The organism is Marinobacter pelagius (assembly GCF_003315345.1).
Taxonomy (GTDB): domain Bacteria; phylum Pseudomonadota; class Gammaproteobacteria; order Pseudomonadales; family Oleiphilaceae; genus Marinobacter; species Marinobacter pelagius_A.
The window spans coordinates 1-12,965 of record NZ_QNRO01000015.1; the positions used below are offsets into that span (position 1 = coordinate 1).

Annotated in this window: 11 protein-coding genes and 2 tRNA genes; 8 read left to right on the forward strand and 5 right to left on the reverse strand. The window is 56.0% G+C overall.

Going from position 1 to position 12,965, the window contains the following annotated elements; genetic code table 11:
- Positions 1-153: 153 nt before the first annotated feature.
- Positions 154-534, reverse strand: a complete 381-nt coding sequence (locus DET50_RS13090; RefSeq protein WP_113863291.1) for a rhodanese-like domain-containing protein — start codon at positions 532-534, stop codon at positions 154-156.
- 306 nt (positions 535-840) lie between these two features.
- On the opposite strand from DET50_RS13090, the gene DET50_RS13095 reads away from it, so the two are divergent.
- On the forward strand, positions 841-1,518 hold the full coding sequence (locus DET50_RS13095; RefSeq protein WP_113863292.1) for a class I SAM-dependent methyltransferase: 678 nt from the start codon (positions 841-843) through the stop codon (positions 1,516-1,518).
- Between the two features lie 13 nt (positions 1,519-1,531).
- Here DET50_RS13095 and DET50_RS13100 read toward each other — a convergent pair whose 3' ends face one another.
- The gene (locus tag DET50_RS13100; protein ID WP_113863293.1) at positions 1,532-2,185 is read right to left on the reverse strand and encodes a peroxiredoxin; all 654 of its coding nucleotides are present in this window, start codon (positions 2,183-2,185) and stop codon (positions 1,532-1,534) included.
- Between the two features lie 272 nt (positions 2,186-2,457).
- On the opposite strand from DET50_RS13100, the gene DET50_RS13105 reads away from it, so the two are divergent.
- The 4 genes from DET50_RS13105 to DET50_RS13120 all read left to right on the forward strand — a co-directional run bounded on the left by DET50_RS13105 (position 2,458) and on the right by DET50_RS13120 (position 8,227).
- Positions 2,458-3,501, forward strand: a complete 1,044-nt coding sequence (locus DET50_RS13105; protein WP_113863294.1) for an MBL fold metallo-hydrolase — start codon at positions 2,458-2,460, stop codon at positions 3,499-3,501.
- A 57-nt stretch (positions 3,502-3,558) separates the two neighbouring features.
- Positions 3,559-4,293: a ZIP family metal transporter gene (locus DET50_RS13110; RefSeq protein WP_113863295.1), complete on the forward strand. Its 735-nt coding sequence runs from the start codon at positions 3,559-3,561 to the stop codon at positions 4,291-4,293.
- Positions 4,294-4,460: 167 nt separating this feature from the next.
- A complete protein-coding gene (locus DET50_RS13115) occupies positions 4,461-5,582 on the forward strand; it encodes a metallophosphoesterase family protein (RefSeq protein ID WP_113863296.1) in 1,122 nt (373 codons plus the stop codon).
- Positions 5,579-8,227: an AAA family ATPase gene (locus DET50_RS13120; RefSeq protein ID WP_113863297.1), complete on the forward strand. Its 2,649-nt coding sequence runs from the start codon at positions 5,579-5,581 to the stop codon at positions 8,225-8,227. Before DET50_RS13115 ends, DET50_RS13120 begins: the two co-directional genes overlap by 4 nt.
- A 49-nt stretch (positions 8,228-8,276) precedes the next feature.
- On the opposite strand, the gene DET50_RS13125 is transcribed toward DET50_RS13120, so the two are convergent.
- A complete protein-coding gene (locus DET50_RS13125; protein ID WP_092006293.1) occupies positions 8,277-8,483 on the reverse strand; it encodes a cold-shock protein in 207 nt (68 codons plus the stop codon).
- A 94-nt stretch (positions 8,484-8,577) separates the two neighbouring features.
- Positions 8,578-8,862, reverse strand: a complete 285-nt coding sequence (locus DET50_RS19355; RefSeq protein WP_147252219.1) for a hypothetical protein — start codon at positions 8,860-8,862, stop codon at positions 8,578-8,580.
- On the opposite strand from DET50_RS19355, the gene DET50_RS13130 reads away from it, so the two are divergent.
- A tRNA-Gly gene (locus DET50_RS13130) sits at positions 8,836-8,911 on the forward strand. The two genes, DET50_RS19355 and DET50_RS13130, sit on opposite strands and share 27 nt — an antisense overlap.
- Positions 8,912-8,998: 87 nt before the next feature.
- Positions 8,999-9,072: transfer RNA gene (locus tag DET50_RS13135), tRNA-Cys, on the forward strand.
- 157 nt (positions 9,073-9,229) lie between these two features.
- Here the strand turns inward: DET50_RS13135 and DET50_RS13140 are convergent.
- On the reverse strand, positions 9,230-10,936 hold the full coding sequence (locus DET50_RS13140) for a putative bifunctional diguanylate cyclase/phosphodiesterase (protein WP_113863298.1): 1,707 nt from the start codon (positions 10,934-10,936) through the stop codon (positions 9,230-9,232).
- Positions 10,937-11,245: 309 nt separating this feature from the next.
- On the opposite strand from DET50_RS13140, the gene DET50_RS13145 reads away from it, so the two are divergent.
- Entirely contained in the window at positions 11,246-12,961 is a 1,716-nt protein-coding gene (locus DET50_RS13145) for an NADH-ubiquinone oxidoreductase-F iron-sulfur binding region domain-containing protein (protein ID WP_113863299.1), read from the forward strand.
- The last annotated feature ends 4 nt before the right edge of the window (positions 12,962-12,965 follow it).

Sequence of the window (12,965 nt, forward strand, 5' to 3'; positions counted from 1 at the left end):
GACGGCTCTTTGAGCATGGGGCAGCCTCTGAAAAGTCGATACCCCAATTACAACAAACCCCCGCCGCGATGGCGAGGGTTTGTCAGCAATCTGAGCCGCCTCCTGACCGGAGGCGGCTTTTCAATTTTTAAGTCCTGCCAATTGAGTGGGCAGTCAGTCGAAATCAGGCAGTTCCGGTTTCACCACCGGCTTGCCTGCTTCCTGCCAGGCCTCGATTCCTCCGGAAATGGATTGCACGTGGATATAGCCCATTTCTTTCATGGCTTTTGCCGACAGGGCAGAGCGACCACTGTTCTTGCAGTAGATCACCATATTCAGCCCCCGATCTTCCAGGGCGGGATCGTTGGTAAGTTTGAATTCCAGGATGCCCCGGGGAATATTGACGGCGCCCGGAATATGGCCGGCGTGGTACTCGTCGGCTTCCCGGACATCAATCAGCATGTCCGCCTGCTTGATCGCCTCTTCGGATTCCTCCAAAGGTACTTCCCGGATTTCGGTCTTGGCAGCCTGGACCATTTCGTGAACAGTTTTCATCGTGAAATACCTCGTTAATCTCTTGTAGAACGCCGCTGCAAAACGCCGACGACGGTACCGAATAGACAGGGACCGAGTGTTCCGGTTCAGTTGCCGTTACCCGGTGAGCTTGGAGGTTCAAGATAAATCCCGCGCCGCATTATCTCAAGGAATAAAGATATATCGGTTCAATATAAGAGGTCTATGATCGCTTTTCGGGTGGTTGGAGAGCTGGTACACCGCAGGGTCCCTCGTCTCAAGCTATCCTGTCAGTGATCAGGGCGTTGTTTGATAACAACAAGAAGTTTGGGCAGGGAGCAGAACCCGATGCCGAAAAGCGAGCCATTCGAGCAACACCATGAACGTTATGAATCCTGGTTTGCCCGGCATCTCGAAGCGTACATTTCCGAGTTGCTGGCTACACGGATTTTTGTCCCCGTTGAAGGAAATGGGCTGGAGGTCGGGGTCGGTAGTGGCAGGTTCTCGGTACCCCTGGGGGTGGAGTACGGGATAGATCCTGCCCCGGCCATGCTCAATTACGCCCGCTCGCGGGGTATGAACGTGGCTGTGGCCAAGGCGGAGCAACTCCCCTTCAAGACCGGCGTCTTCGATTATGTCCTGGTAGTGACCACCATCTGTTTCGTTGATTCAGCCTCTGAAATGCTTGCCGAAATCCATCGGGTACTGGTGCCGGAAGGCCGGGTGATCATTGGTTTGATCGACCGGGACAGTGAACTTGGCACCTTGTATCAAAAGCACAAGGAAGAAAGCGTCTTCTATCGCGATGCGGAGTTTTTCTCGGTATCGGAAGTGGAACGTCTGCTGGAGGGTAACGGGTTTATGTTGGAAGATCGGGTGCAAACGCTTTTCAAGTCACTTCCGGAAACCACAGAAATCGAGCCTGCATTGCCCGGAACGGGGCAGGGTGCTTTCGTCGTTCTGGCAGGCAAAAAAAAGCCGGACCTCAAGGTCCGGCAAAGGGCTGTGAATCAGTCGCCTGAGTAAAGCGATATACCGCTTAGAGGGACTTGGTGCAGAAGTAGAAATCCTTGCACTCGTAGTCACCGGACTCGACACGTGAGTTGGCGCCTTCGGCAGTCTTGGCCGGCGGAACGATGACCTTGTCGCCTTTCTTCCAGCCTTCCGGAGTAGCCACACCGTGCTCGTCACTGGTCTGCAGGGCTTCCAGCAGGCGCAGGAACTCGGGGATGGAGCGGCCGTTGCTCATCGGGTAGTACACCATGGCCCGCAGGATGCCGTTCGGATCGATGATGAAGGTGGCGCGAACCGCGGAGGTGTCGCCGGCACCCGGATGGATCATCCCGTAGGCTTTGGCTACTTCCATCTTCAGGTCTTCGATGATCGGGAACGGGATCTCAACGCCCCAGTTCTGTTTGATGTTGCGCATCCAGGCAATGTGGGAGTGGATGCTGTCGATGGACAGGCCCAGCAGTTCGCAGTTCATCTTGGCGAATTCCGGCGCCGCTTGAGCGAAAGCCATGAACTCGGTGGTGCAAACCGGAGTGAAGTCAGCCGGGTGGGAGAACAGAACCAGCCACTTGCCCTTGTAATCGCTCAGGGACTTCTCGCCGTCGGTAGTCAGGGCTTTGAAATCCGGAGCCGGTTCGTTGATGCGCGGCAGGCCCGCTACAGGTGCTGTTTGAGTTTCCATAGAAATGTCCTCTTGAGATTGGGTTGTCAGTTGACGGTTTCCAAGATAGGACTAAGCGGTAATTCCTGCAAGGTATAACCTTATATCGGTACGATATATTCCATCTATCGTCATTCGGAACAGGCAAAATGCTCCCTAGGTCACGGAAAAATAAATGGAATTTTTTCGATGGGAGAAATCCCGACCGGCTGTGGTGCAATTAACTGGGGCGTCTATACTATTTGCACTGATGAAAAATCCTGTTCCATGGACTGCCTGAAGAGGGACCTATCATGATTTTCCGGCAACTGTTTGACGATGCATCTTCGACCTTTACCTATCTTCTGGCAGATGAGAACGAAAAAGAGGCAATTCTGATCGACGCAGTGTTTTCCCAGGCGAAGAGGGACCTGGCACTGCTGGACGAACTCGGTCTGACACTGGTGCTCGCAGCTGATACCCACGCCCATGCGGATCACATCACCGCCGCCTGGCTCCTCAACCAGAAAACCGGCTGCAGAATTGCCTCCGCCAAAGCCATAGGAGCGGAGCATGTGGATGTTCCACTCGAGGATGGCCAGGAATTCGGCGTGGCAGGGGTTACACTTCGGGCCATATCGACGCCGGGTCATACCGACGGGTGTATGAGCTATGTCATGGCGGATCAGTCAATGGTGTTCACCGGAGATGCCATACTGATCCGGGGTTGTGGCCGCAGTGATTTCCAGCAGGGTAGTGCCCATAAACTGTTCGAGTCGATCACCAGTAAACTGTTCGCGCTCCCGGTTTCCTGCCTGGTCTATCCGGCGCACGACTATCATGGTCGGAGCGTCAGCACTATCGGGGAAGAAAAGGCATTCAATGCTCGCGTAGGTGGAGGGGCGAACGAAACGGACTTCGTGGAATACATGAACGCCATGAAGCTTCCTCATCCCAAAAAAATCGACGAGGCTCTCCCGGCGAACCTTCGCAGCGGGTGCCCTGAGGATGGAAAGCTGCCAGAAGAGCCGGATTGGGCCGATATCCGGCTGACTTACGCCGGGGTCCCGGAAACCGGGGAAGAGTGGCTTGAGCATCACCTTGATGAGGTAACAGTTCTTGACGTCAGGCTTGCTGAGGAAGTCAAAGACTGCCCGGTCACCGAAGCACTGGTGGATCTTCACATCCCGCTGGACCAGCTAAGGTCGCGAGTGGGCGATGTCCCAAGGGAGAAACCGGTGGTCGCGCTCTGCCGGTCTGGTCGGCGGTCAGCCATGGCCGTCAATATTCTCAGGGAGAATGGTTTCGAGAAGGTGGCCAGTCTGAGTCGTGGGCTCATGGAAATCACTAGAAATTAATGGGATATATCGTTTATCTCAACCATTTTCTCGAAACTGGGAGAGCCGGGCGCCTGCATGGATGATACCTTCTGGACCGCGCTGACAACGAGCATCCTCGCCGCACTGGTTACATCCGTCGGCATTTTCACGATTCGCCGTTTTGCGGACTGGGGACATCGAAACACCACCTACTTTATATGCTTTGCGGCGGGTGTTCTCATTTCGGCCTCCTTTCTCCATATCATCCCTAAATCCTTTTCCATGAACCCGGATGCACCGATCTGGCTATTGTCGGGCTTCATGGGTCTCCATCTTTTCAATCGTTTTCTGACGGCCTTTGTGTGCGAGAAGAACCCGGCCAGAAAGGACTATGTAATTGGTGTCATCCCGATGCTGGGGATCGGGTTTCACTCGTTCATTGACGGTTTCATCTACTCAATCTCATTTACGGTGAGCATCTTCACCGGCTATCTCGCGACGGTGGGGATGGTGCTTCACGAGTTCCCGGAAGGGATCATTACCTATCTCCTGCTTGTTCGGGGCGGGGTTGCCCCGAAATTGGCCATGATTCTCGCGTTTATGGCGGCGGCTGCTACAACACCCCTCGGTATGCTCGTTTCATATCCGCTGGTTAACGACATTGATCAGCAGTCTCACGGCGCCTTGCTCTCGTTGTCCGCAGGCGCTCTTGTCTACGTCGGTGCAACACACCTTCTGCCCAGAGCGGAGCAGGAACAGAAGAAATTCAGCCTTGTTGCTCTGGCAGGGGGTGTGCTGGTTGCTGTGGTGATTGTCGCGTCCAAGGCGTGAAATTGGGGTCAGATTAAAGCGTTCATCTGACTCCCGCCTTCTCCGGCTTATCCGCTTTCTTCTTCAGCCCAAAGCCCCCGCCAATCAGAGAGTTGTGCATTTTTCTTCAGGTACGGGTAACCTTGATTGCGTGTCGAGAGAGCATGCATTCGGACAGGGGAATATTTGTGCCCAGATTTCTTCATACCGCAGACTGGCAGATGGGCCGGTCGTTCAGTCGCTTTGAAACGGAAGATGGCGCGGCGCTGGTGGAAGCCCGTTATGCAGCGATTGAGAGGTTGGCGCAACTGGCCGTCGAGCATCAGTGCGATGCGGTGCTGGTGGCAGGTGATGTGTTTGACGCCCAAGGCGTATCTGACCGGACGATCCGCCGTGTATTCAATGCGACCAGTGCGTTCAAGGGCCCCTGGGTCATGCTCCCCGGTAACCACGATGCAGCCCTTGCCGAGAGTGTCTGGACACGGGCCCGGAGGCTCAAGGCGGTACCCGATAACGTTCAGCTGGCCCTTGAGCCGGGCGTAATCCTGCTGGAAGACCAGAGGATCGCAGTACTCAGCGCTCCCCTGACCCAGCGCCATACCTACAGTGACCTGACCGAAGACTTCAGCGAGCGCGAGACGCCCGCCGGTCTTCTGCGTGTGGGTCTGGCCCATGGCAGCGTACAAGGTGTTCTGCCGGATGAGGTGGATGCGACCAACCCCATCGCACCGGAACGGGCGGAGCAGGCCAACCTTGATTACCTGGCGTTGGGCGACTGGCACGGCGCCAAGCAGATCAACGAGCGAACCTGGTACAGCGGTACGCCGGAGCCGGAGCGTTTCCGCAACAACGACGCCGGTTATGCCCTGATAGTTGATATTTCCGAGCCTGGCGCGGTGCCTGACATCAAAAGCGTTGATACTGCCCGCTATCGCTGGCATCAGTGGCGGGAAACGTTATCTGTGCCTTCGGACCTGGACCGGCTGATCGAGCGTCTGGAGGCGCTACCTGAAGCGTCGGTTCTGGATATCCGCCTCGATGGCGCCATTACCCTGGAAGGCCTTCAGCGTCTGGATCACGCACTCTCATTAGCGGAGGCCCGGTTCCGAAGCGTCAGTTGCGACCGTGGCGCCCTCCAGCTCGAGCCTACCGAGGAAGATATCGCGGCGCTTAAGGCCGATGGCTACCTGGGGGAAACCATCGAGGAGTTGAGGCAGCTTCAGGTGGGAGACAGCCCGGAACCGGCCAGGGATGCGCTGGCAATCCTCACAGGGCTGCTCAATAGCGGTAAGCAGGAGGTCAGCCAGTGAGACTCGAGAGACTCAGGATCGAACAGGTTCGCCAGTTCAGGAATCCGATTGCCCTTGAAGGGCTTCAGCCGGGTATCAACCTGATTCACGGGCCGAACGAGTCCGGTAAAAGCACCTTGGTGCGAGCGATCCGGGCCGCCTTTTTTGAACGGCATCGCTCCAAATCTGTTGAAGATCTGCGCCCCTGGGGCGACTCTGCAGCGGCCCCGTCGATTGAACTGGGCTTTGAGCATGGCGGCCACCAATGGTCACTGACCAAAAGCTTCCTCCAGCGTAAACGCTGTGATCTGCAGGTTGATGGCCATAGTTTCAGCGGTGAAGAGGCCGAAGAGAAACTGGCGGAGTTGCTGGGCTATCAGTTCCCCAAGAAGGGCGCGAGTAAGGAAGAGCACTGGGGTATACCGGGGTTGCTCTGGGTCGAGCAGGGCACCGGCCAGGATATCGAAAAGGCCGTTGAGCACGCCGGCGATCACCTGAAATCCGCCCTCAACAATCTGGTTGGCGAAGTGGCCAGCACCGGCGGTGACGATGTGATCCAGGCCGTGGAAAAACAGCGGGCGGAGTTGCTTACCGGAACTGGAAAGCCCCGAGGGGAATATCTGCAGCTGGAAAAGGAGCGTGCCGAGCTGGAAGCCGAGATTATGGAGTTGCAGACACGGATCGGGCAATACCAGGCCCAGGTGGATCGACTTGGCACACTGGCGGCGGAGTTTGAGAGAGCGAACCGGGACCGGCCCTGGGAAGAGGCCCGCCGCAGGATGGAGCAGGCTCAGGAACAATTTCGTCAGGTCGAGTCTCTTCAGGCACAGCAGGTCAGAGAGCAGGAGACACTCGATCATGTGCGCCAGAATCTGAATCTACTCCGCCAGAATCTGGAGCAACTGCAGAGCCAGGGCAAAAAACTGGAACAGCGTGAAACCGATCTCCGTAGGGCCCGGGAGACCCTGGCAGAGGAGGAGGCTCGAACCCCCGCTTTCGACAAGGCTCTTCAGGATGCGCGTGAAAGCTATGACGCAGCAATCAAGACCGTCGAACAGGCCCGCCAGCTGGAAAGTCTGACCAGGCTCAAACAGGAAGTCACTCGGCTGGAAAACCAGCACAAGACTCTCCGGCAAAACCTGGACAAGGCCACCGAATTCCAGCAAAAGCTGGACGAGGCCAGAAAGCAGAAGCAGGAGAACAGGGTTGACCCTGATCTGGTGCAACAGGCCAGGGTGACCCAGCGCCAACTGGACGAAGAAGCAATCAGGTCCCAGACCATAGCCACACGCCTGACCTGGCAGCTGGAGCAGGGGCACAGCCTTTATCTCAGCGACGAAAGTATCGAAGGGGAGGGTGAGCGTCGCCTGCTCGAGGAGACCACCCTGGAGATTCCTGGTGTGGGACGCCTTGAAATCACGCCGGGTGGTGAAGATCTGGCGAGTGTCCGGCGCACCCTGGCGCATCTTGAGCAAACCCTGGGAGAACATCTTCGAGCACTTGGTGTCCGTCAGGTTGAAGATGCGGAACAGAAACTGACGCGGTTTCGGGATGCGGAGAACCGCCTGAAGCACACTGGGGATCTGTTGGCGTCGGTTGCGCCGCAGGGGCGAGAACGTCTTCAGAGTGAAACCCGGGATACCCTGGCGGAACTGGAGGCTCGAAAGGCGGAGCTCGATGCGCTACGGACGTCATCAGGACTGGCTGACGGCAATCTTCCGGGCCTTGCAGAGGCCGAAAGGGCCAGGAAAGAGGCGGAACAGCATCTTTCAGAAGCCGAAAGTGCCCGGAGCAAACACCAGACCGCCATCCTGACTGCCAGACAGAATGTGGAGAACGCCAACCGGGAATGGCAGCAACTCAGGGAGGAATTGAATAATTCCGAAAGCCAGCGCCAGCTTCGTGAACTTGCCGACAAAATCTCGGAATCGGAGAAGCGGGAAGCGGCAGTATTGGGCAACCTGGAAGCACTGACCAAAAAGATCCGTGAGGCCCGACCGGAACTGCTTCAACAGGACATCCAGCGATTCCGGCAGGCGGCAGAAACCCAGCAGAAAGCCCAGGAAAACCGGGAGCGGGAACTCCGGGATATAAGGGTCCGGCTGGAAGCCTGGGGGGCAGAAGGCCTTGAGGAGCTGCTCAGCGAGAAATCCGGGGAGTTTGAGCACATCAATCGCCGCTACGATGAACTTCACCGGCGTGCCCGGGCGCTCAATCTACTTTTGAATGTGCTTATCGGGAAACGTCAGGCGTTGACCCGTCGCTTGCAGGCACCGCTACAAAAACACCTGGATCACTACCTTTCGGTACTCTTCCCCGAGGCGACGCTGGAGGTGGATGAACACTTGATGCCGGGCAGGTTTACCCGTGGTAACGAGCTGGGACAGATGACCGAACTGAGTTTCGGGGCACGGGAGCAGATGGGGCTGATCAGTCGGCTGGCCTATGCGGACCTGCTGCAGGAAGCGGGGCGGCCGACGCTGATTATCCTGGACGATACCCTGGTGCACTCCGATGCGGAGCGGCTGGATGGCATGAAACGGATTCTGTTCGATGCGGCGCAGCGGCATCAGATTCTCTTGTTCACCTGCCATCCGGAATCCTGGCAGGATCTGGGCGTCGAGCCCAGGGATCTGCAGGCGCTTAAGAGCGAGCCAGTATCCTGAAAACGAAAAAAGGCAGCCGAAGCTGCCTTTTTCGTGTCTTGGCTGTTAGTTACAGACCAACCACGTTTTCCGCCTGAGGACCTTTCTGGCCCTGGGTCACGGTGAACTCGACCTGCTGGCCTTCAGCCAGAGTCTTGAAACCGCCGCCCTGAATAGCGCTGTAGTGAACGAATACGTCCGGGCCGCTTTCGCGAGTGATGAAGCCGAAGCCTTTGGATTCGTTGAAGAACTTGACGGTGCCGGTAGTAGTAGACATAGATAAAAATCCTGAATTCAATATTTTCAATGTGCCGCCAGGAATCGTTGTGATCACTGATCAGCGTTGTGCGGGAAACAAAAAACTGGCGGGATCAAAAACAGGACTTGCTAATGCTTGGCAGTGTCTTATTGATGAAATGCTTTGCTAAATCTTTCCAACGAGGGCCAATGTACTCCTTCCACCAGGAAAAGCCCAGAACTTTCGCATAGGCATTTACACGTGCATGCGCGGAGAACAAAGTTTGATCAATAAATCCCTGTAAAACAGAAACTTGAAAAAAAGTATTGACGACAGAACCGTAATCCGTAGAATACGCAGCCGTTGACGAGGCAATGCCTCTGAACACATAGCGGGAATAGCTCAGTTGGTAGAGCACAACCTTGCCAAGGTTGGGGTCGCGAGTTCGAATCTCGTTTCCCGCTCCAATTTCTCTCCGGTCAGCCGGTTGGAAATCACAATTCAAGTCTCTCAATGCCTCCTGAGAGCAAAAGCCAGTATCACAGGCTTTCCCCGGCGCGGTGGCAGAGTGGTTATGCAGCGGACTGCAACTCCGTGTACGCCGGTTCGATTCCGACCCGCGCCTCCATTTTTCCTTGAAAGTAAAGGTCTTACCTCCCTGAATTGTCTTGATAGACGCGATCTCGGGTTTCGAGCTGGTATGGCCGACTGTTTCCTGTGTTTTGTCGGTATCTATTTTGGACAGGACCTGTTGACGGAACACAAGCAGGGATAGGGTGGGTTGGTCAGAAGTTGCTCAGAAATTTCTCAAATTCATCTGCCGGCATGGGCTTGGCGTAGAGGAAACCCTGGGCGATATCGCAACCCAGGCTTGTCACCAGGTTGGCTTGTTCATCTGTTTCAACTCCCTCGACCAAAACACTCAAGCCCAAGCTGTGGCCGACCGTAATCATAGCCTGCATGATTGCCATGTCCGCATTATTCTTCATGGCGTGTTGAAGAAAACTGCGGTCGATTTTTATTCCGCAAACCGGCAGTCTTCGCAGATAGACGAGTGATGAATATCCGGTGCCGAAGTCGTCGATCGAGATATGAACTCCAGCCTGCTTAAGTTTTTCCAGTTGTCTCATTTGGCTTTCATCGGTGCCGAAAACCTCATTCTCAGTCAATTCTACCCCAAGCTGTTCGGGCCTGAGGCTGTAGCGTTGAAGGGTTTCAAGAATATGGTTGGCCAGATGCGGGTTAGTCAGTTGACGTCCTGACAGGTTGATGTCCACCCGCAGGTTTTTAAAAGGGGTTTTTTGCCAGCCGCTTAGTTGTTTACATGCAGCTTCGATCACCCATTCGCCAATCCGATTGATGAGGCCGGACTTTTCCGCCACTGGAATGAACGTGGCCGGGGAGATTGCTTTGGATTGCCCGTTAAAACAGCGCAGAAGGGCCTCGCAGGAGTCGCTCCTTTTTTCTTGCAAATTGACCTGAGGTTGGAAATACAACTCGAAACCATCGTTGTTGAGGGCATCCCGAAGAAGGCTGGTAATTTCCTGGTAGCGGACCAGCCTGTCGTTCATGTCCGGGGTGTAGAAGCAAACGCCATTTTTACCGGCGTCTTTTGCTTCGTACATAGCCGCGTCTGCGTTGCCCATAAGTTCGGCCACAGTGGTGCCGTTATGTGGAAACAGGCTTACACCGAAACTGGCAGTAACCTGATAGCAATCATCATTGAGATGAACTTCATGTTCCAGGACGTTAAGCAACCTGAGAACAAGTTCGTGTATTCCTTCGGGGCCCTCGAAGTCGAATAGCAGCAGGACAAATTCGTCCCCGCCAAATCGACTCAGCATGTCTCCACCACGGATTGCCCGTTTAAGAGTCTTGGCGACGGCTTTCAGCAGGTTGTCACCGTGATGATGACTAAGGGTGTCGTTTATAACCTTGAAATTGTCCAGATCGATAAAAACGACTGCCACCTCCTGCTGCAAACGGTTGGCTTCGTCCAATCTGCTCGACAATTCTGCCTCCATCAAATGCCGGTTCGGTAAGCCGGTCAGATCATCGAAGCTGGCGCGCTGGTAAAGTTCATCCCTTGCACGCCTTTGTTCCTCCAGACTGATGTCGATGCAGAACATCTCGCAGTCGCCGGTTTCCTGTTTGATCATCACATGGCTTGAGTAAACAGGAACCAAATGCCCGTGCTTGTGCTTGAGCTCAAGTTCCTCGGCGGGGATACCAATATCGTTTTCGAGCCAGTTGCGATGCGCGTTGATCACTCCGTCGCGCATGTGTTCGGGAATGATCAGGTCTTCCAATAACTCCCCGTGGGCTTCTTCCCGGGAATAGCCGTAAATACGCGTGCTTGCTTCATTCCAGTAAATTACCCGTCGCTGTCGGTCATAGCCCTGGACAGCCACCATCGGGAGACTCTCTATCAACTCGTAGAACTTTTCCTCACTTTCTTCTGAGACTGACCGAGTTCCATTTCTATCTTGCATTTTGAATGATAATCCCCCTGATTGGCGCTAAATGCAGCGACAGATGACGCCTCATATAGGTTGAGAGTAGCTCGGCACTCACAGGTTATCTAGCAGCATCCATATATCGGTAGGGCGACAAACGGCCGACACCGCTCATCGAGCGTGGGCTTGATGTCGGATACCTTGAAGATTTGAGGCCTGGGCCGACTACCTATCCGGATTTACGATCCTCTGGTGGCACCACACCCTGATATGCTTCAATGACGGGTAACCAGTCAGGCCAGCCGACATGGCTGTCTTTCATACTTCGGGGCCTGGTCAAAAACAATGAGAACAGACGAAAAGAAGGTCAAACCCCGGCGCGCTTCTCCTCGTGGCCGCCAACTGGAACCCTCGGCATTGTCGGAGCTGCGGGACCTGATTGGTGACGAACGTGTCGATTCGTCATTGCGCCACCGCGATCGCCTTATCGAGCACCTGCATGTAATGCAGGACGCAGATGGTTACCTCCCCATGCCCCGCCTCCGGGCCCTTGCGACTTTCATGAACCTGCCCATGGCCGTCATTTATGAAACGGCCACGTTCTACGCCCATTTCGACGTCATTCACGATGAACAAACCCCACCGCCGGATATAACTCTGAGGGTGTGTGATTCGCTTTCCTGCCAGCTGGCGGGCGCAGGGGCACTGCACGAGGCACTGGCTGATGGGACTGACCCGAGCCAGGTGCGTGTGGTCCGTGCGCCCTGCATGGGGCGCTGCGATACAGCACCCGTGGTGGCCGTGGGACAACATCATGTATGCAACGCCACTGCCCAGACGGTTGGCGCGGCAGTCGAACAAAAGCAGGTTCAACCCGACGAAATCCATTGGCAGAAGCTGGCGGATTACCGCTCGGTAGGTGGCTATCAATTACTCGCCGATTGCCACGAAGGCCGGGTGAGCATTGAATCGCTGATGCAGGAACTGGAACATGCAAGTCTGCGCGGTCTCGGCGGTGCCGGGTTCCCCACGTTCCGTAAATGGCAGGCCGTGCGGGCCGAAGCCGGGCCCCGTTACGCGGTGATCAATGCCGACGAGGGTGAACCGGGCACCTTCAAAGATCGTTATTACCTGGAACGAGAACCCCACGTCTTCCTGGAAGGTGCACTGGTTAGCGCCTGGGCGGTTGAGGCGAAGGCTCTCTACATTTACCTGCGGGATGAATATCCCGGCCTCCTCGGTGTGCTGAAAGACGCCGTTGCCGAGCTGGAAGCTGCCGGCATCGTAGAACCCGGTTTCGTGATCCTGCGGCGGGGCGCAGGCGCGTACATCTGCGGCGAGGAGTCCGCTCTGATCGAGTCCCTCGAGGGCAAACCCGGCAAGCCACGCCATCGCCCGCCGTTCGTTGCCCAGAAGGGGCTGTTTAACCAGCCCACCCTGGTTAACAACGTCGAGACGGTTTACTGGATTCCGCGCATCCACGCCCAGGGCGCCGACTGGTTCGCCAACCAGGGGCGGCATGGTCGTCGCGGCCTACGAAGCTTTTCAGTCTCCGGGCGAGTCGCCCGGCCTGGGGTTCACCTTGCCCCAGCGGGCATCACCCTGAATGAGTTGATAGAGGAATACTGCGACGGCATGGCGGAAGGGCATCGCCTGCTGGCATATCTGCCCGGCGGGGCCTCAGGCGGCATACTGCCCGCCAGCAAAGCAGGCATTCCCCTGGATTTCGATACGCTGCAGGAGCACGGCTGCTTCATCGGCTCTGCTGCCGTGATCGTTTTGTCTGACCAGGACGATCTGGCTGCGGTAGCCCGCAACCTTCTGAGCTTTTTCGCCGATGAGTCATGCGGCCAGTGCACGCCCTGCCGTGTTGGCACCGAGAAAATGCTCACGTTATTGGAGCGCGATACCTGGGATGAGCGGACGCTCCAGCAGCTGGCCAGAGTAATGGCGGATGCTTCCATCTGCGGTCTGGGCCAGGCCGCGCCCAATCCGGTACTCAGTCTGCTGCGAGACTTCCGCAGCGAACTCGCCAGCAGCAACCTGATAGCGAAAGGTTAGGGGA